Genomic DNA, 20,127 nt, shown 5'->3' on the forward strand with positions numbered 1-20,127 from the left:
ACCCTAGGCCGGGCGCGCTGAGTGAATAGCGCGCCAGCTCGAAGCTATCCCCCGCACACGGGCGGCTCGGGCCAGCGCAAGGCGTTACTCGGATGCCTGCGCGTCGTCGCCGGGCAGTGTGTCGATATCGACTCGGGCCAGCGCAACATAATCGTCGATTGTGAGCGATTCGCCCCGAGCTGTCGGGGCGATACCTGCGGCCAGCAGCGCCCGGCTGGCAGCCGCAGCCGATCCGAAGCTTTGGGCAAGCGCCTGTCGCAGCATCTTGCGCCGCTGCGCAAACGCTGCATCAACAAGTTTGAAGGTGCGTTCGCGCAGCTCATCGTCACCGCGCACATCCCCGACAGTGAACGAAACGAGCACCGAATCGACATTCGGCACCGGCCAAAACACTTTGCGGCCAACAAGCCCGAGCGTCTTCCAGTTGCCGAACCAGGCGGCCTTCACGCTCGGCGCGCCGTACACCCGCGAGCCGGGTTCGGCCGCGATCCGCTCCCCCACTTCGCGCTGCACCATCACCACTCCTCGGCGCAGCGAGGGCAGTAGCGGCAGCAGGTGGAGCAGCACCGGCACCGAGACGTTGTACGGCAGGTTCGCCACCAGCGCCACGGGTTCGCCATCAACATCGGTGATTTTCAACGCATCCTGCTCGATAACGTTCAGCCTCGACGCGGCGTTCGGAGCCATCGCCGCAACCGTTTCGGGCAGCTGCCGAGCCAAACGCGCATCGATCTCGATGGCGGTGACCTCGGCTCCCGCTGCCAGCAGCGCCAGCGTCAGCGACCCCAGCCCCGGACCGACTTCGAGCACATGTTCGCCGTGGGCAACCCGCGCCAGGCCAACGATGCGACGCACCGTACCGTGATCGTGCACAAAGTTTTGGCCGAGCTTTTTGGTGGGATGCACCCCGACAGCCCCCGCGAGCTCACGCACTTCGGCGGGCCCGAGCAGCCGCACATCGTCGGCAAACTCAACGCGTTCGGTCATCGAGCACCCCGTGCGGTGGTGGCGAGCCACTGCTTGCGCGCTTCGGGCGCAAAGGGGCCGTAGAGATCGAGCGTGTTTTTCGCCACCTGCGCGGCCAATTCATCGACGTCTACTCCCAGATGCGCGGCCATAAATCGCAGCGTAATGGGGATGAGATACGGCGCGTTCGGGCGGCCTCGAAACGGCATCGGGGTGAGGAATGGCGCATCGGTTTCAACCAGGATGCGCTCGGGCGGCGTCACCTCGAGTGCCTCGCGCAATTGCGGCGCATTTTTGAACGTCACGGTTCCGGCAAACGAAAGGTACCAGCCCTCATCGGCAGCAAGTTTCGCCAGTTCAGCATCGCCCGAAAAACAGTGAAACACCGTACCGGCGGGGGCACCCTCGCGTCTGAGGGTTGCGACCACCTCATCGTGCGCGTCGCGGTCGTGGATCTGCATCGGCAAGTGGTGACGTTTGGCGAGCTCAATATGGGCCGCGAACGATTCGTATTGAGCGGCAATACCGGCCGCATCGGTGGTGCGGAAGAAGTCGAGCCCGGTTTCACCGATCGCGGCGACGCGCTCGTGCGCAGCGAGTGCATCAATCTGGGCGAGCGCCTCATCAAGACTGTACCCGTCAGCCGCGGTGCCGGCGGCATAAGCGGGTGCCTCGTTGGGGTGGATGGCGACCGCTGCCAGTAGCCGCGGCTCGGTTTGCGCAGCCGCAACCTGCCAGCGGCTCGACGGCACATCACCGGCCACGGTGATCGCCCCGAGAATATTCGCCTCGGCAGCCAGATCCATATGCTCGGTGACGCTGAGGCCCACCTCGCCGTCTTCAATCTGCAGGTGCGTGTGGTTGTCGTAGCAGGCCGTGCCAAGAGGTTCGGGCACCTCGGGATACTTGAGTTCGCGGTGGTGACCGGTCTCGGCAATGCCGCTGCGACGAGTGGGCGTTGCCAAACTAGGCGTCCTGTTCGACGCGTGGAAAAAGCGCCGGCAGCTCACCGACGGTGCCGTCCGACTTCCAGTTGAGAGCTTCGGCCACCCGCTGGTCGCTGAGGCTCCCCTCGGTGTGCAGCGCCGCCCAGAGTTTTTCAGCCGCGATCGGGATCACCGGGTGCAGCAGCACCGCCAGCACCCCGAGCCCCCACACGGCGGTGGTCAGCACTTGGGCCAGACGCTCGCGCTGCGATTCATCCTTGGCGAGCACCCACGGCTGCTGTTCGGTGATGTAGCCGTTGAGCGCATCCACCAGCTGCCACACCTCGGCAATCGCCTGGTCGACCGCGAATCGGTCGATAGCGGCCTCGGCTTCGCGGATGCTGCGCTCGGCTAGATCATGAATCTCGCGGTCGGCAACGATACCGGCAGGCAGGGTGCCGGTAAAGTATTTGCGCACCATCGCCAGCACTCGCGACGCGAGGTTGCCGAAACCATTGGCGAGTTCGGCGTGGTAGCGGGCGTTGAGGTCTTCCCACGAGAACGAGCCGTCTTGGCCGAGGTGGATAGCGCGCATGAAGTAGTAGCGGAACGCATCCGAACCAAACACATCGGTGATCTCGCGTGGCTCGATCCCGGTGAGTTTCGATTTTGACATCTTTTCGCCACCAACCAGCAGCCAACCGGTTGCGAACACGCGCTGCGGCGGCTGCACCCCGGCCGCCATCAGCATTGCCGGCCAAATCACCGCGTGGAAGCGAAGGATATCTTTGCCAACAACGTGATGAGCCGGCCAGTAGCGGTCGAACTTGGTTTCACCCTCGTCGCCATAGTTGAGCGCCGAAACATAGTTGAGCAGCGCGTCAACCCAAACATAAACGACATGTGATTCGTCCCACGGCACTTTGATGCCCCAGTCGAAGCTGGTGCGCGAGATTGACAGGTCGTGCAGCCCAGAGCGCACGAAACTGATGACCTCGTTACGAGCGGCCTGCGGCTGGATGAAGTCGGGGTGCGCCTCGTAGTAGTCGAGCAGCTGCTGCTGGAAGTTCGCGAGCCGGAAGAAGTAGTTGCGCTCACTCAACAGTTCGAGCGGTTTCGAGTGGATCGCGCAAACCTTCTGCCCCTCGTAGGCGTCGGTACCGTCGATGATTTCGGCTTCGGGTTTGAACTCTTCGCAGCCCACGCAGTAGAGCGCTTCGAACTCATCCTCATAAATATGACCGGCGTCGTAGAGGTCTTGCAGGAAGCGGCGCACACGCACCTCGTGACGCTCTTCGGTGGTGCGGATGAAATCGTCGTTCGACAGGTTCAGCGTTTGCAGCAGCGGCTTCCAGGCTTCTTCGACGAGCTTGTCGGTCCACTCTTTCGGTGAGACACCGTTAGCCGCAGCCGACCGCAGGATCTTCTGCCCGTGTTCGTCGGTGCCGGTGAGGAAGAAGGTGTCATCACCACGCTGCCGGTGCCAGCGAGCCAACACGTCTGCAGCCACCTCGGCATAGGCGTGGCCGATGTGGGGAACGTCGTTGACGTAGAAGATCGGGGTGGTGACGTAGAAAGATGCGCCAGAAGACATGCTGGCCATTCTACTGGCTCACCTGCGGTTCGCCGACCAGTATGACGCCCGGCGGCGGCCGCTGCCGCTGGGTGGCGACCGGCTTCGGGTTTAAGTGTCGCGCTGCACGAGCGCCGCCTGATACAGCTCGCGCTTGCTCAGACCGGTAGCGGCCGCGACTTCAGCTGCCGCATCCTTTAGCCGCATCCCCGATAAAGCAAGTTCGAGCGTGCGCGCCGCAGCCGCCTCGAGGCTCACGTCTTCTGGTTTGGCACCCGCGAGCACGATAACGACCTCACCGCGCACGCCCGCCACAGCCCAATCGGCGAGCTCACGCAGTGTGCCGCGACGAACCTCCTCGTGCAGCTTGGTGAGTTCACGACACACCGCAGCGCGCCGACCCGGCCATGATGCGGCGAACTCGGCGAGGGTTGCGGCCAACCGGTGCGGCGACTCGTAGAGCACGATAGTGCGCGGCTCACGGTCGAGTTCGGCAATCAACCGGGCACGCTCACCAGCCTTGCGCGGCACGAAACCATCGAAACAAAACCGGTCGGTGGCAAGCCCCGAGATCGCCAACGCGGTTGCCACCGCAGTGGGCCCGGGCACGCTCGTCACCGTAACTCCCGCTTCGGCGCAGGCCACCACTACCGGGTAGCCGGGGTCGCTGATGCCCGGCATCCCCGCATCCGACACCAGCGCCACATCCTGTTCGAGCGCCAGCCGGGCAATATCGGCGGCGAGCTCCGACTCATTGTGGTCGTGGAGCGCGATCAGGCTCGGCCGACTGTCGGCGTCGCGTAGCGAATGCACATCGAGCAATTGCAGCAGTTTGGCGGTGGTGCGCGTGTCTTCGCAGGCGATCACCGCCACTCGCGCGAGCGTTTCACGCATCCGCTGCGAGGCGTCGGCCAGGTTACCCAGCGGCGTGCCAACGAGAATGAGCATCCGCTATCGCCACCCGGGTAGCCACATGGTCGTGTACCAGTACCACTTGGGAATCATGGTGCCGGTCCAGATCGGCATGAACCAGATCGACACCACAACCGCCGCGATCAAGAACGCGAACACACTGTTCACCGCAATCGTGCGCCCCCGCCTGCGATCACCCGGCGAGCCGGCGAGCGTTTGCAGTGCCACCGGCGCAGCCAGATACATAAACGGCAGCCAGGCGATCACATAAAACTGGTAGACCGAGGTGCGCCCGGTGAGAAGCCACGGCAAATAGCCGGCAGCAACCCCCACCAGGATGAGCACATAGCGCCAGTTTGGTCGCACAAACAGGTAGAGCAGCAAGAAAACCACCGCGACCGTTCCCAGCCAGTACATCAACGGGTTTGAAATCGAGTTCACCGCCACAACGCACTCGTTCGCACCGCAGCCAGCTTCACCCGCGTCGTAGTAGTTGTAGGCGAAAGCGGTGGGCCGCAGCAAGAACGGCCACTCGTAGGCGGCTGAAATATACGGGTGGTCGCCGTGCAAACCCTCGTGGAACTTCAGCGTCTGCGATTGGTAGTGCCACAGGCTCTGTAGCGGCAGCGGCACCCAGCCGAACACCCCGGTCCAGGCCCGGTCTGGGGCTTCGGCCGCCCACTGCCGGTAATATCCGCCCTCGGTGGTGAGCCATCCCCACCAGGTGAGCAGATAGGTCGCCAATGCCAGCGGAATCGTTAGCACGAACGCCACCGGCGCTTGTTTGAGCAGTGCACCCGAACACCAAAACGTGACACCCTCGCGCTTTCGCACCGCGGCATCCAGGCCGACCGCCGCGAGACAGAACGCCGCCAAAAACACCACACCCGAGATCTTGATGGCGGTGGCAAGCGCGAGCGCCACGGCCATCGCCACTAGCCACGGGCGATTCCAGACCACCGGACCATAATCGGGGCCGGTGGGGTTGGGCTGTCCCTTTCGACCAACTGTCCAGCTCCACTTACTCGGCACCGGCTCGAGCGGGATGCGGGCGTCTTTCTGGTGCGCCTGTTTGCGCCACTGCCGCAGTCGAGCCACCAGTTGCCGCTCATGCTGTTCACGGTCGAGCAGCAAGAAGTAGAAACCGAGCAGCACAAAAAACATCAGCAGCCCGTCGAGAATCGACACCCGGCTGGTGGTGATCGCGTGCCCGTCGAGGGCGAGGAAGCCCGCGCCGATCGCCGCGAGCCCGATCGACCCCAAGAGTTTCCGGCCAACCAGGTACATCAGCGGCACCGCGAGCGTCCCAAAGAACGCCACCGCCACGCGCCATGCCCAAATATGTTCGGCACCGAAAAGCTGCATCCCAAAACCGATCAGCAATTTACCGAACGGCGGATGCACCACATACGAGGGCGAATCGGGATCGAATCCGTTCACGTTACCGGCCGCGAACTGGTCACGCGCATCCTCGGCCGGATAATCCGACTCATAGCCCACGTTGACAAGCGACCAGCCGTCCATGACGTAGTACACCTCGTCAAACACCAGCCGCTGCGGGAACCCGAGACGAATGAATCGGATCAGCGCGGCCACCACGGTGAGCACAGCGATAATTACCCACTCGGTGCGCCGAGCGCGCACGGGATCGGTGGTGAGCCGCGCCCACAGATCGTCTACCCACGAGCCGGTGGGAACAAATTGGTGCGAACCGGAGCGGCTGGAAGTACGAGTCGAGCTGGCCAATGTCACCCGGCCATCGTAGGCAATGACGGTGAGCTGCGGGAACAAAAAGGCCATATCCGCGCAGGATTCACTCCCCCGAACGACACTTTCGGTGTCTGCTGAGCCACCTTTCATTCGCCTCGACGCACAATGGTCACCATGAACAACACTCCGATGGTTCCGCTACTTGACGGCAACTCGATCCCGCAATTGGGATACGGCGTCTTTCGCATCGAGCCCGAAGACACCGAACGCTGCGTGAGTGAGGCGCTCGAGGCTGGCTACCGCCACATCGACACCGCCCACATCTACGGCAATGAGGCCGGTGTCGGGCGCGCGATCACTGCCAGCGGCATCCCGCGCGAGGAACTGTTCGTCACCACCAAGCTCTGGATTGACGATCTTGGCGCCGGAAAGGCTGCGGCGGCACTCGACGCTTCGCTTGAGCGATTGCAACTGGATGCGGTTGATCTCTACCTCATCCATTGGCCGGTGCCCAACACCGACGCCTATCTCGAGTCGTGGGCCGAACTCATGCAGCTGCGTGACGCCGGCCGCACCCGTTCGATCGGAGTGTGCAATATGAATATTGAGCACCTCGAACGCCTAATTGATATCGGCGAAACCCCCGCGATCAACCAGATCGAACTGCACCCGCTAATGTCGCAGCCGCAGCTGCGTCAGTTCTGCCGCGATAACGAGATTGCGGTGGAGGCTTGGGGTCCGCTCGCGCAGGGGCGTGCCGGGCTGCTCGAAATGCCCACCGTCACCGAAATCGCAAGCGCGCACGGTAAAACTCCCGCACAGGTGGTGCTGCGCTGGCACCTGCAATTAGGCAATATCGTCTTCCCGAAAACCACCAGCGCCGCCCGAATGCGCGAAAACCTCGACCTGTTCGATTTTGAGTTGAATATTGATGAGATGTCGGCGATGGCCGACCTCGACCGCGGCGAACGCGTTTCGGGTGCCGACCCCGAAACCTTTGGCATCAAACAGTAGTCGCGCGCCAGCAACCGGGGCTCGGCACCCATCTAAGCTTGAGTGGCTATGACTGCTGCGCCCATCCCTCACATCTGCTACCCCGATCTGCCGGTGAGTGCTCGCCGCGATGAGATCGCGGCCGCGATTCGTGACCACCAGGTGGTCATTGTCGCTGGTGAAACCGGTTCGGGGAAGACCACGCAGCTACCGAAGATCTGTCTCGAGCTCGGCCGCACCTCGATTGCGCACACGCAGCCCCGCCGCATCGCCGCGCGCACCATCGCCGAACGTATCGCTGAAGAGATCGATGTGGCACTCGGCACACTCGTTGGCTACCAGGTGCGCTTCACCGATGAATCGAGTGCCCAAACACGCATCAAACTGATGACCGACGGTATCCTGCTCGCCCAGCTGAGCCACGACCGGATGCTCGAACGCTACGACACGATCATCATTGACGAGGCGCACGAGCGCAGCCTCAACATTGACTTCATCCTCGGCTACCTCAAGCGGCTGCTGCCGAAGCGCCCCGATCTTAAAGTGATTGTCACCTCGGCGACGATTGATCCCGAATCATTTGCCGAACACTTTGCGGATGCGGCCGGCGATCCGGCACCGATCATTGAGGTTTCAGGCCGCACCTACCCGGTGGAGATTCGCTATCGGCCGCTGCGAGCCGATGAGCTTGCCGCCGAGCTTGAGGATGCGCAGGCTATCGACCTCGACGACGAATATGATCTGGCCGAGCTCGAAGCGCTCACCGCACCAGATAACGAGCCCGCTCCAGAACCCGAGCAGCCACCTGCACCGGCGGTAAAGCTACCCGAACCGCCCAACACCGAGAGTATGACGCTTTCGGAGCGGGCGCGGGCGATGGCGAAATACCGCCGCGAACGCACCGAAGCCGAAAAGGCGCTGTTTGCGGCCGAGCGGGCTGCGCATCTTGCCGAGCTGCGGGGTGAGAAGCGGCCGGGCCCGGCACCCGCAGCTGCGACACCAGCACCGGCGCAGCCAGCCGCAGTCAACCGTCCGCCAAGGCCCCGGCCCGCCACCGAGTCACCGCGCGAAGATCGCGATGTCAACGAGGCGATCATCGCGGCGCTGCGCGAGCTTGAAGCCGAAGCTCCCGGCGATGTGCTGGTATTCCTTCCCGGTGAGCGCGAGATTCGCGACGCCGAAGAGGCGATCGCAGGCGCTTACAGAAGTGGCCGCAACGACACCGAGGTGCTGCCGCTGTATGGCCGGCTCAGCGCACGCGACCAGCACCGGGTGTTTGAAACCAAACGCGCCCCGAGCATCCGCCGCCGCGTGGTGCTCGCCACCAACGTGGCCGAAACCTCACTGACCGTACCCGGTATCGCGTATGTGATCGACACCGGCACGGCGCGTATCTCACGCTATTCAACCCGCGCGAAAGTGCAGCGGCTGCCAACCGAACCCATCAGCCAGGCATCCGCCAACCAGCGCTCGGGCCGCAGCGGCCGCACCCGGCCCGGTGTGTGCATCCGCCTGTATTCCCGCGAAGATTTCGATTCGCGCCCAGAGTTCACCGATCCCGAGATTCTGCGCACGAACCTCGCGAGCGTGCTGCTGCAGATGCTCGGGCTACGGCTGGGCGCGGTCGACGACTTTCCGTTCCTCACCCCGCCCGACCCGCGGGCGGTGCGCGACGGCACCGAACTGCTGCGTGAGCTCGGGGCACTGCGCGCCCGACCCGACCGGCGCGGGCTGCCACAACTGACCAAAGTGGGCCGTGAACTTGCTCGGCTGCCGATCGAACCGCGCTATGCCCGCATGGTGCTCGCCGCCCGCGACGCCGGTGTTGCCCGCGAAGTGATGATTATTGTTGCCGGGCTCACCGTGCAAGACCTGCGCGAACGCCCCCTCGAGCAGCGCCAGCGTGCCGATGAACTACACACGCGGTTCCGTGATCCGTCGAGCGATTTTCTCAGCCTGCTGAAACTGTGGGACTACCTGTTCGAGCTGCGCGACGAACTATCGTCGAGCGCGCTCAAACGCCGCATGAAAGACGAGTTTCTCAACTTTGTGCGGTGGCGCGAGTGGCAAGACCTGGTGCGCCAACTGCGTGAGATTGCGCGACCGCTGGGCATCGAAGTGCAGCTGCGTCGCGAGGGTAATGCTGCCGACCCCGACCGCGTACACCAGGCACTGTTGGCGGGGCTACTCAGTCATATCGGGGTGCGGGATGAACTCAAGCGCGACTATCGAGGTGCCCGCTCCACACGCTTCCGCATCTTCCCCGGTTCGGGGCTCGCGAAATCGCAACCGGATGCGGTGATGGCTGCCGAGCTGGTTGAAACCTCGCAGCTTTTCGCGCGCACAGTCGCGAAGATCAACCCGGCGTGGGCAGAAGAGCTTGGCGGGCCGCTCGTGAAGCGGCAGCTGTCCGACCCGCACTGGGAACGCAAGCAGGGCCAGGCGGTGGCGCTCGAATCGGTGACGCTCTACGGGGTGCCGCTCGTGCGGGGACGGCGCGTATCGCTCGCGGCAACCGACCCGGTGCACGCCCACGAACTATTTATTGAACACGCGCTGGTGCGCGGCGATTGGACCGGACGCTATCCGTTTGAGCGGCGCAATAAGCAGCTGTTTGCCGAGCTTGAACAGCTCGAGCATCGCACCCGCCAGTATGGGCTCGTCAGTGAGCAGCAGCTGATTGACTTCTTTGCTGAGCGGGTTCCCGAACGCGTCGTTTCGCAGGCAAGTTTTGACCGCTGGTGGCGCCAGGTGCGGCAGGAGCATCCGAATCTGCTCACACTGCGCAAGAGCGATCTGATCGACGCCGAAGTTGAAACCGATAGCGAAGACGATTTTCCCCGCGAGTGGAAGCAGGGTGACCAGCGGCTGAAGCTCAGCTATCGATTTGATCCGGCGGCGGGTGATGACGGTGTCACCGCCACTGTGCCGCTGGCGCTACTTGCCAGGTTGCGCGATGAAGGCTTCGATTGGGGCGTGCCGGGAATGCGTGCCGAACTCATCACCGCACTTTTGCGTTCGCTACCCAAAGCCACCCGCCGCAACTTCGTGCCCGCAAACGATTGGGCGCAGCGGATGCTCGCCGCAATTGGTGAAGTGCGCCCCGACCGCGACGAACTGGTTCCGGGCACGCTTGTTGCAGTGCTGCACGAACAGCTGCAGCGCGCCGGCGGCATCCGGTTCACGGCGTCAGAGTTCGACCTCGACCGAGTGCCCGAGCACCTGCAGCTACGATTCCGAGTGCTCAATGAGCACGGCCGTGAGCTTGCCACCGGGTATGACCTCACTGCCCTCCAACAGCGCCTCAAGCGTGAGAGCGAAAAGGCGCTGGCGAGCATCACCGCCACAGCTGCCGCGATGCACGACGCGAAACGAGCCGCCGAGCCGGCAACGCCAGCAGCCATCGGTAACACCGCGCCGGTAACCGAACAGCAGGGGCTCAGCGAATGGCCGGCCACGCCCATCCCCGAACATTTCGACCTCGGCCGCAAACACGGCGTGGTGCGTGCCTACCCCACCCTGCGGCTCGCCGACCCCGAACATCCCGGTGCGTCACGGATCGACCTGGCGCTGGCGACCACCCCGCAAGATCAAGCCCGCGAGCATCCACTGGCGGTGGCGGCGCTGCTCGCCCGCAGCGTGCCCTCGCCGGCGAGCTATGTGCAAGCGCATCTCACCTCAGCCGAAAAACTCTCACTTGCCGCGAGCCCCTACCGTAATGTGGATGCGCTGCTGAATGACACGCTCTTTGCCCTCGCCTACGCGGCGCTACCCGAAGCCCCCGTGCGCTCTGCCGAATCGTTTGCGGCGCTGCGCGATGCGTTTAATGCGGGGCTCGTCGACAGCATGTTTGCCGCCGCGAAGCTCGTGGCCGAAGTGTTACAAGCCCACCGCGAAGCCACGCTAGCGGTGAAGAACACGAACGCGCTCGCCCACCTGGCATCGCTGCAGGATGTTCGTGAACAGCTGGCGGCGCTGGTATTCGACGGTTTTGTGTCGCGCACCGGTATGTTGCAACTGCGCCACCTGCCCCGGTATCTGCGCGCAGCCACACACCGCGTGGAGCGGCTCGGCACGAGCGCCGCAATCGAGCGGGTGGGCATGACCGAATATCTGCAGGCCGCCGAACTGTACCGCCAGGCCGGCGGCACCCTACCGGCGCCACTGACCGCATCCACGCGGCTGCTGCGAGTGCGGTGGCTGCTCGAAGAGCTGCGGGTGAGCCTGTTCGCCCAACAGCTCGGCACCGCCGAGACCGTCTCACTCAAACGCATCCGCAAAGCACTGGCCGAGGTGGAACAATGACCGCAGTGCAATGGTTTCGCCATGACGAACGAGCGATGGCCTATTGGCGGGTGGGCGAGCCCGCCGAGATGACGTTTGTGCTCGTGCACGGCATCGGTATGGGGCACCTCGTGTTTGAAGAAACGGCCGAGTTTCTGGCCCGCCACGGCGAGCTGGTGCTCGTTGATCTACCCGGTTTCGGCGAATCGCCAGAGCCCGAGAAAGCCACCACGATTGCTGAAACCGGAGAGCTATTGGCGGCCTTTCTTGCCGAGTTGCAGCTACCGGGCGTGGTGCTGGTTGGGCACTCGATGGGCACCCAGGTGGTGGCCGAAACGATGCGGCATCGTCCCGATCTTGTGGCTGCGGGGGTGCTGATCTCACCCACGGTGAACCCGAAACGGAACAGTGCCTGGCAGCAGGCGGGGCTGCTGATGGTTGATCTTGCCGATGAGTCGGCGCGCGTGCTGTGGCTCGGGCTGCGGTACTACCTGCAGGCCGGGCCACGGTGGATGATCGGCAAACTGCGCACGATGCTGCAACACCGGATGGCGGACGTTCTACCGCATGTGCCGCAGCCGACGCTGGTGATTCGCGGGCGCCGCGACCGCGTGTGCTCATATCGCTGGTGCCGCTTGGTAGCCGATCTGCTGCCGCAGGGCCGGTTCAGTGAGGTGCACGGTTGCGGACACGAGGCGATGCTGCGTCGCCCCGAAGCGATCGCGCGGCTCATCCTGACGCACGCGCGCGCGAGCGCCTGACTGCTGTACAAATCTGCAGCCCTGTTGTCCTGCACCCGCCAGCGTGGCCCCGCATCCCTGTGCCCTGCACCCCGGTTGCCCCGCATCCGCCTGCGTGGCCCCGCATCCGCCTGCGTGGCCCGTGCGGATTTTTGTTTCCTGGCTGCATTTCCGTGCGGATTTTTGTTTCCTGAAATCAGAAAACTGATTTTTGACTGCAAAACAGGCGTTATCGCCGCAAAACAGCCTGCAGCTGCCGGTTTTGCAGCCAAATTTCTGCAGTCAGGAAACAAAAATCTGATGTCAGGAAACAAAAATCTGAGGTTGGTGCGGGAAAGGCCCGGATGCAGAACAGCGGGCATGCGGGCAGGATGCGGCCGGGTGTGCATCTTCGACGGGTGTTTAGCCACGTTCTGAGGCTGTCCAGCCTGCCAACATCAGCTGCCGATACGGTGGTATTACCGCAGTAAGTGCCCTCGGGGCGACGCTCCGAGGCGTGAGCAAGAAGGAGTCCCCCTCATGAAGGCTTGGTATTTCCACGGCACCGGCAAACCGTTCGAGCGCGTCGACATTGAAGAGCCCACCGCCGGCGCCGGCGAAGTTGTCATCGACGTGAAAGCCGCTGGCCTTTGCCGCTCGGATGTCGGCATCCTCGAAGACGAGGGCTGGATGGGTCTGTTCCCCAGCTTGCCGGTTGTGCCGGGCCACGAGACTGCCGGTGTGATCACCGAGGTTGGCGAGGGCGTGACCGAGTGGAAGATAGGCGACGCAGTTGCCGTCTACCCCATGGTTGGTCCGTTCGGCTACGGCAAAAACGGTGGCTGGGAAGAGCGTGTGGCTGCCTCGACTGAGCAGCTCATCCGCATGCCAGAGGGCCTCGATTTCGCCCTCGCCGCTGCCGCCACCGATGCCGGGATGACCTCGGCCGGTGCTGTGCTGGGCAAGGGTCAGGTGAAGGCCGGCATGAAGGTCGGCATCATCGGTTACGGTGGCCTCGGTCAGATCGGCGCCCGCCTCGCCCACCTCGAAGGCGCTGAGGTGTACGTCGCCGAGATTAAGGAAGATATTTGGGAGCATGCCAAGGCTGCTGGCGCAGTTAAGGTCGCCAAGGACATCAGCGAGTTCAAGGATGACCAGCTCGATGTCATCGTCGACTTCGCCGGTTTCGGCACCACCACCGCCGCCGCAGTCGAGACCGTGAAGTTCCAGGGTCGTGTGGTGATCGTCGGTATGGGGCGGCTTGAGGCCACCCTGAACACCAACACCATGATCCTCAACCAGGTTGAGGTTGTGGGATCGAACGGTGGTTCGATGGAAGACATCGCTTCGGTTATGAAGTGGATGGCTTCGGGCGACCTTACCCCCGCTATCGAGACCATCGACTTCGAGCAGATCGCTGAGGGCATCGAGCGTCTCAAGGCTCACCAGGTGAACGGTCGCTTGGTTGCCAAGATCGCCGAATAGTTCGCAGGGCGCGGGTTCGGTGCGACTGCTGATCGCTGTGCATCCCCCGCGGGCCGGTTGTGCTGCATCCATTCGGATGCACGCAGCCGGCCCGTCGCCGTTTCAGGCCATGCTCCTCCGCGCATCCCTGCCAGCGTGCCGCATCCCCGCCGCATCCTGCCGAGTGCCCCTCAGAATATTGTTTCCTGACTGCATCCCGGTGCGCTGCATCCCGGTACGGATTTTTGTTTCCTGAAATCAGAAAACTGTTTTTTGACTGCAAAACAGGTTTTATCACCGCAAAACAGCCGGATTCCTCCGATTTTGCAGCCAAATTTCTGCAGTCAGGAAACAAAATTCCGAGGCCAGGAAACAAAAATCTGCAGGGCTGCGGATGCAGACAGGGCTACTGCGCCTGGGTCGGGGCTAGGCGGGCAAGACTACGGCAAGGCGAAGGCAAGGCTGCGGCAGGCGGAAAAGCAGCGGGGCCTCGCGCGGCGAGACCCCTGCTGGCTAAACCGGGTGCGGTTAGAGCACCTTCGCGAGGAAGTCTCGGGTGCGTTCCTCTCGCGGCGAGTCGAAAATGACCTCCGGCGCATCCGTTTCGACAACGACGCCCTCGGCCATAAATACGACCCGGTCGGCAACTTCGCGGGCAAAGCCCATCTCGTGCGTTACCAGCACCATGGTCATTCCCGAGTCGGCGAGGTCTCGGATCACCTGCAGCACCTCACCCACCATCTCTGGATCGAGGGCGCTGGTGGCCTCGTCGAAGAGCATGATGTCGGGCGCCATCGCCAGGGCCCGCGCGATCGCCACGCGCTGTTTCTGTCCGCCCGAAAGCTGCGCCGGGCGCGCATCCGCTTTATCGTCAAGCCCCACTCGATCGAGCAGCCGTCTGGCCCGCTCAACCGCTTCGGCGCGCGACATTCTCTTCAGCTCGGTCGGCGCCATGGCAACGTTTTCGAGCACCGTCATGTTCGGGAACAGGTTGAAGTGCTGGAACACCATGCCAACCTGCTGGCGAATCTTGTCGAGGTCTCTGCCCTTGGCTGCCGCGATGTTGTTGCCCTCGATGAGCACTTCGCCGCTGGTGACATCCTCGAGCCGGTTCAGGCAGCGCAGCAGCGTCGATTTACCCGATCCCGAGGGGCCGATGATGGCCACCACTTCACCGTCGGCGACCTCCATATTGATGCCCTTGAGCACCTCGTTGCGGCCGAAACTTTTGTGCAGGTCGCGCACCACGATCGGCGGGGTGCCTTCGGGCACGGTGCGGATGGGGCGGGTGTAGAGCGCGTGTTTGGTTTCTGGGCTGCGCTCACTATTGGTGTCGTTTTGTGTGGTCATGTGTGCGCTCCTACTTGTTGAACTTCCGGTCGAACCAGTTCGACAGCATGGTCAGCAGCCAGATGACGATGAAGTACATCAGGCCAACGAGCAGCCAGATCTCGAGCGATCGGAATGTGCTCGCGATAACGATGCGGCCCTGGTAGGTGAGCTCGGCGAATCCGAGCACCGACAGCAGCGAGGTGTCTTTCAGGGTGATGATGAGCTGGTTGATGAGGTTGGGTGTCATGATCTTCAGCGCCTGCGGCATCACGACTTTCTGCATCGATTTACCCCAGCCGAGGCCCAGCGAGCGTGCCGCTTCCATCTGCCCCGGGTCGACTGATTGCACGGCGCCGCGCACGATTTCGGTGATGTAGGCACCGGCGTTGAGCGCCAGGGTGATCACACCCGCGGTGAGCACGTCAATGTTGGTGCCGAGCGCAGTTGGCACACCGAAGTAGAAGAAGAACGCCTGCACGATCACCGGGGTGCCGCGGAAGATGTTCACGTATGCCGATGACAGCCCGCGCAGGAAAATATTCGACGAGAGCTTCAGCACACCGAAGATCGTTCCGACGATCAGTGCGAAAAAGATCGACAGCGCGGTGGCCAGCAGTGTGTAACCAAGACCCTTCATCAGGCCCGGCATTGCGCTTTGCAGCAGCCCGAGAAGGCCGCCGTCATCGGCACCTTCGGCCTTGAGGTAGCGGTCGAGGATGAGCTGGTAGACGCCGGTGTCTTTAGCGTTCTGCAGCCCCTCGTTGAACATTTCGATCAGTTCTTGGTTTTTGCCCTTGAGCACGGCGAAGCCGTAGTCGCTGCCGGGTTCGGGGTCGTTGGCGATTTCGAGCGGCACGTTACCGCTGGCGATGCCGTACTGCAGCACCGGCGAGTCTTCAAAAGTGGCTGCCGAGTTGCCGGTGGCGACATCGTTGTACATGTCGGCCGAGTCTTGGAAGGCGTTGACCTTGAAGTTGTGTTTTTTCGACAGCTCGGTGGCGAATTCGTAACCGGTGGTGCCGGTTTTTACGGCCACCGATTTACCTTCGAGGTCTTCATAGGACTTGATGTCGCTGTCTTTGGCGACACCCATTTGGATGCCCGACTCGTAGTAGGGGTCGGAGTAGTCGAAGGTTTTTTGACGCTCTTCGGTGATACCCATCCCGGCCATCACCGCGTCTGCCTGCCCCGATTGCACCGCGCTGAGTGCACCGTCGAACCCGAGCTGACGGATTTCGACCTCGAAGCCCTGGTTTGCGGCGATGGCGCGCAGCAGGTCCATATCGATACCGACGAGTTCACCGTTTTCGACGAATTCGAAGGGGGCGAAGGTGATGTCGGTGGCAACTACAAACTTGCCGTTGGTTTTTGGTGTGTCGATCGCGAAGTTGGGATGCTCGGGCAGGGTTCCGGGGCCGTTGTCGATAATCTGCCGATTACCGAGCGTGGTGCCGCCACCGGCCAGCTTGGTGGTATCGGGAGCGTTTTCGCCGAGGTATTTTTCGAGTATCTTTTGGTATTCACCCGATTCGGTGACGTTTTTAAGACCGAGGTTGAATGCGGCAATAAGTTCGGGGTTCTTACCCTTGAGCACGGCGAAACCGTATTGGTCACCCGATTCGGGTTCGCTCGCGATTTTCAGCGGCACGTTGCCAGATTCGATACCAAATTGCAGCACCGGTGAGTCTTCGAATGCCGCTGCCGAGTTTCCGGCAGCGACATCGTTATACATATCGGCCGAGTCTTGGAACGAGTTGAGTTTGAAGTTATATTTTTCGCTCAGCTTTTCAGCGAAGGCATACCCGGTGGTGCCGGTTTTAACCGCGACCGATTTACCTTCCAGATCTGCATACGAACTGATATCGCTGTCTTGGGCGACGGCCATCTGAATGCCCGACTCAAAGTAGGGGTTTGAGAAGTCAAAGGTTTTTTGGCGTTCTTCGGTGATACCCATCCCGGCCATCACCGCATCCGCCTGCCCCGACTGCACGGCCTGCAGGGCACCGTCAAACCCGAGCTGTTGAATCTCAACTTCGAAGCCCTGATCTTTGGCAATCGCCCGCAGCAAATCCATATCGATACCGACAAACTCGCCGTCTTTTTGAAATTCAAAGGGTGCGAAGGTGGTGTCGGTGGCGACGGTGAAGGTCTTACCTTCGGCGGGTCGGTCGCCAAACTCTTGCTGTTGGGGTTGGTGCCCGGTCGCAGCTTGCGCGAGAGTGGCCGCGCTCCCCACTGTGAGTAACAGCACGAGCGCGGCCGCAACATACGACAGCAGCACATGGCGGTGCTGCCGCAGATTTTGCAACCGAGAGATAAAGGACGACATGCGGGGCGTTCCTCTCCAGATCGGTGGCGCCGAAGCCGTCTTTGGCTCCGGCCGAACACGCACACCGTAGCGAACATCGCCATGCATCGCTATTTGGCTGGATGCATCCTCAATCTTTCACCGTTCAACTTGCAGCTAGCAATATCAGCCGACATAATTCGCGCGCGAAGACCATTCGGCGCTGTTGTTTCTCGGCAATTGGATTCTGCCCCGACGCATCCCCTTGCAATTGGGGGCGTCGGGGCAGATGGAATTCGTTGCCGGCTGGCAGTCGATTGTCTACTGCTCGATCGACAGGCCCGCAGCAACCCAGGCGTTGTAGCTGCCGTCGACCTGCGCGACGTTGTAGCCGCGGGCGCGCAGCGTGTTTGCGGCGACTGTGGCGCGCATCCCCGACTGGCAGTACAGCAGTACCTTGCCGTCTTGCGGTAGCTGGTCTTGGTTCCACAGCAGTCGGCCGGCGTGAAGCTGCACAGCCCCGGGCAGGTGGCCGGCAGCGTATTCGTTTTTGGCGCGCACATCGAGCAGTTCGGCGCGGTCGAAGCCGTCGACCTTGGTGACGGGCACGATTTCTGGGGTGAAGGTGTCGAGGCCATCGATCGAGCTGAGGTAGCCGCGCACATCGTCGATGCCGACGCGCACAAGGTGATCGGCGATCAGCTGCGCGGCGTCGGTGTCAGCCGCGTACACCACGAGGCCGCGCTTGTCGGTTTCGGGGTCGAACACCCAGCCGCCCCAGGTGGCGATTTTGCCGAGGCTTGGCACCGCGACCGAGCCGCGCACGGTGCACGCGTTGATCTGGTCGGCTGGACGGGTGTCGAAGAAGACGAGCTCGCCGGCGTCGATGCCCTGCTGCACCACGGTGGGGTCGAGTTCGGTGAGCGCGGGGCGCTGACCCATCACGACCGGCCCCTGCCGGTTTTGGCGTTTCATGCGGCCGAAGTATGCGGGGGCGTCGGGTTGGCCGGCGAGCAGTTCGTCGACGAATCCCTGTTCGTCGTTGGCGTCGAGGTATTTTGCCCACCAGGCGAAACGGCGTTCGTAACCGACGGTGGTTGACGGTAGCGCGCCCAGTGCTTTGCCGCAGGCTGAGCCGGCGCCGTGCCCCGGGTAAACCATGACGTGGTCGGGAAGGGTGAGGAACTTTTCTTTGAGGCTTTGAAACTGCTGCTTGGCCCCCACAAACCGAGTGTCGACGCCACCGGCGGCTTCATCGAGTAGATCGGGTCGGCCAAGATCGCCCGAGAACACAAAGTCGCCGGTGAGGAAGTATCCGGGTTCATCGGCGAAGGCGCCGTCGGTGACGAGGTATGAGAGGTGTTCGGGGGTGTGGCCGGGGGTGTGGACGGCTTCGATGGTGATGTTGCCGATTTTGATGGTGTCGCCGTCGTGGAGGCGTTTGGCGTCGAAGTCGTATTGCCAGTCGGTGCCGCCCTCACCTGAGACATATGCGGTGGCTCCGGTGGCGGCGGCGATTTCGCGGGTGCCCGAGAGGTAGTCGGCGTGGATGTGGGTTTCGGCCGCGGCGACCACTTTCATCCCGTGCGCCGCGGCCAGATCGAGCAGCGGTTTGAGGTCGCGGCGACCGTCAACGATGATCGCCTCACCGGTTGCCTGACAGCCGATGAGATAGGCAGCCTGGGCCAGGTCTTCGTCGTAGATCCGTTCGATCAGCATGGGTCGACTCCGTTCGTTCCGCTGTGAACCATTACGAGGCATTCTGACCGACCTCGTTGAACCTAACCTCAAGATACCCTAGGGGGTATCAATAGGCAATTCTGCTCGCGCAGCTAGCAACACCGAGCCAACCGACAAACCCCCAAGCACCCGCTGCCACCATTAACCACCAATATATTTAATGAACACCTGACACGGGTTCCATTCATCCCACAGCGTCGGGAATACCTCCAACTCTTTATAACCTACCGATCTATAAAAAAACTATTCGTTATATCGTACTCTTCATAGTGGCCAGATTGCACAGTCTTAACCTGAGAGTATGAGTAGCCTAGACTTTTCGCCAGTTTTTCATACTCTTCATTCAGCTGCGTTGCTGCACCCTGACGGTGGAACTTCTTCTTTACCCCCATGACGAATATGTCTGCACAGTCTGCACTGGTTTCATTAAGAACTATAAACCCGACCACTTCACCCTGGTGGAACGATGCCAGGAAGGGTTTATCCTGCGAGTCAGCTATATACTCTTGTGTGCTCTCAGGCATACCGAACCACTCTGGCAGATCATTCAGCACCTCTCTAGAGATGCCCTCTTTTTCTTTCTTGTCTTTTACTTCTTTTACAACAAAGGTCATGTTGCTCTCCTGTTTATCAGGTTTCATCTTTCTAATATCGAGCGAAAACGCAGGGTTGCCACGGCCACTTCGCGTTGCGACAGTCGCGACGCGAGCGCGGCCGGCTTACGCTTTACCGGCCACCGTCAAACCGACTAACAGCTCGCTGACTTACTGCGGGATGTAGCACTCAGCACCGAAGCTACCGGCCCGTGAAGCACACTTACGCGTCGAGAGCCCATCAGCATGTTCGACATATCAATGCCCTCACCATGCTGCTCATCCATCTCGACGAGGCGAAGTGTTCCGATTAGTTTGTCATGTGCCCCACACTACACCGTTAGCAACGCACACGAGGCGCCACCGCCGTCAGCAAGCTGACACGCATCGCCATCGTCGTGCTTAGCTCAGCACCCCAGCCATGGATATGCCGCACGCTGGTTGCTGACCTACCAGCAGGCAGCACGCCCGCATCGCACGCACCGATCTGCTCGTTGGGGTGAAACTCGCTCCTAACTTCCCCTAAACAAGTGCACTCGGCCCGATGAAATCGCTTTACTGAGGCTGGCCATATCGCTTATGCCCCGGCTATGGTTATTAAACGTGCGCTTTCACGGGACCGCGTCAC

The 20,127-nt window shown here is 62.0% G+C and carries 13 protein-coding genes; 4 read left to right on the top strand and 9 right to left on the bottom strand.

The features are described 5' to 3' along the window. Window positions 1–84 precede the first annotated feature (84 nt). From rsmA to RQ865_RS07960, 5 genes are all read right to left on the bottom strand, one after another. Window positions 85–987: a 16S rRNA (adenine(1518)-N(6)/adenine(1519)-N(6))-dimethyltransferase RsmA gene (gene rsmA / locus RQ865_RS07940; protein ID WP_311478672.1), complete on the bottom strand. Its 903-nt coding sequence runs from the start codon at window positions 985–987 to the stop codon at window positions 85–87. Beyond that, window positions 984–1,931 (bottom strand): TatD family hydrolase, encoded by a 948-nt coding sequence (locus RQ865_RS07945; protein ID WP_311478674.1) that lies wholly within the window; start codon window positions 1,929–1,931, stop codon window positions 984–986. The genes rsmA and RQ865_RS07945 overlap by 4 nt, the downstream gene beginning before the upstream one ends. A gap of 1 nt (window position 1,932) precedes the next feature. Then, window positions 1,933–3,486, bottom strand: a complete 1,554-nt coding sequence (metG, locus tag RQ865_RS07950; protein WP_311478675.1) for a methionine--tRNA ligase — start codon at window positions 3,484–3,486, stop codon at window positions 1,933–1,935. 90 nt (window positions 3,487–3,576) lie between these two features. Further along, window positions 3,577–4,413 carry a 16S rRNA (cytidine(1402)-2'-O)-methyltransferase gene (gene rsmI, locus RQ865_RS07955; RefSeq protein WP_311478677.1) on the bottom strand — a complete coding sequence of 279 codons (837 nt, stop codon included), beginning with the start codon at window positions 4,411–4,413 and terminating at the stop codon, window positions 3,577–3,579. 3 nt (window positions 4,414–4,416) lie between these two features. Next, complete coding sequence (locus tag RQ865_RS07960) at window positions 4,417–6,177, bottom strand: phospholipid carrier-dependent glycosyltransferase (RefSeq protein ID WP_311478679.1); 1,761 nt, start codon at window positions 6,175–6,177, stop codon at window positions 4,417–4,419. Window positions 6,178–6,252: 75 nt separating this feature from the next. Between RQ865_RS07960 and RQ865_RS07965 the strand changes: the two genes are divergently transcribed. The 4 genes from RQ865_RS07965 to RQ865_RS07980 all read left to right on the top strand — a co-directional run bounded on the left by RQ865_RS07965 (window position 6,253) and on the right by RQ865_RS07980 (window position 13,568). Then, window positions 6,253–7,101 (top strand): aldo/keto reductase, encoded by an 849-nt coding sequence (locus RQ865_RS07965; protein WP_311478680.1) that lies wholly within the window; start codon window positions 6,253–6,255, stop codon window positions 7,099–7,101. A 48-nt stretch (window positions 7,102–7,149) separates the two neighbouring features. After that, window positions 7,150–11,385 carry an ATP-dependent RNA helicase HrpA gene (gene hrpA, locus RQ865_RS07970; RefSeq protein WP_311478681.1) on the top strand — a complete coding sequence of 1,412 codons (4,236 nt, stop codon included), beginning with the start codon at window positions 7,150–7,152 and terminating at the stop codon, window positions 11,383–11,385. After that, entirely contained in the window at window positions 11,382–12,125 is a 744-nt protein-coding gene (locus tag RQ865_RS07975; protein ID WP_311478683.1) for an alpha/beta hydrolase, read from the top strand. The genes hrpA and RQ865_RS07975 overlap by 4 nt, the downstream gene beginning before the upstream one ends. A gap of 498 nt (window positions 12,126–12,623) precedes the next feature. Continuing rightward, window positions 12,624–13,568 carry a zinc-binding dehydrogenase gene (locus RQ865_RS07980; protein ID WP_311478684.1) on the top strand — a complete coding sequence of 315 codons (945 nt, stop codon included), beginning with the start codon at window positions 12,624–12,626 and terminating at the stop codon, window positions 13,566–13,568. A gap of 507 nt (window positions 13,569–14,075) precedes the next feature. Here RQ865_RS07980 and RQ865_RS07985 read toward each other — a convergent pair. The 4 genes from RQ865_RS07985 to RQ865_RS08000 all read right to left on the bottom strand — a co-directional run bounded on the left by RQ865_RS07985 (window position 14,076) and on the right by RQ865_RS08000 (window position 19,520). After that, window positions 14,076–14,897, bottom strand: a complete 822-nt coding sequence (locus RQ865_RS07985; protein WP_311478685.1) for an amino acid ABC transporter ATP-binding protein — start codon at window positions 14,895–14,897, stop codon at window positions 14,076–14,078. A 10-nt stretch (window positions 14,898–14,907) separates the two neighbouring features. Continuing rightward, the gene (locus RQ865_RS07990; RefSeq protein WP_311478686.1) at window positions 14,908–17,208 is read right to left on the bottom strand and encodes an ABC transporter permease subunit; all 2,301 of its coding nucleotides are present in this window, start codon (window positions 17,206–17,208) and stop codon (window positions 14,908–14,910) included. Between the two features lie 279 nt (window positions 17,209–17,487). Then, the gene (locus RQ865_RS07995; protein ID WP_311478688.1) at window positions 17,488–18,885 is read right to left on the bottom strand and encodes an MBL fold metallo-hydrolase; all 1,398 of its coding nucleotides are present in this window, start codon (window positions 18,883–18,885) and stop codon (window positions 17,488–17,490) included. 245 nt (window positions 18,886–19,130) lie between these two features. Next, window positions 19,131–19,520 carry a GNAT family N-acetyltransferase gene (locus RQ865_RS08000; protein WP_311478690.1) on the bottom strand — a complete coding sequence of 130 codons (390 nt, stop codon included), beginning with the start codon at window positions 19,518–19,520 and terminating at the stop codon, window positions 19,131–19,133. Between the last annotated feature and the right edge of the window lie 607 nt (window positions 19,521–20,127).

Source organism: uncultured Gulosibacter sp. (assembly GCF_963509965.1).
In the GTDB taxonomy this organism is placed as follows: Bacteria; Actinomycetota; Actinomycetes; order Actinomycetales; family Microbacteriaceae; genus Gulosibacter.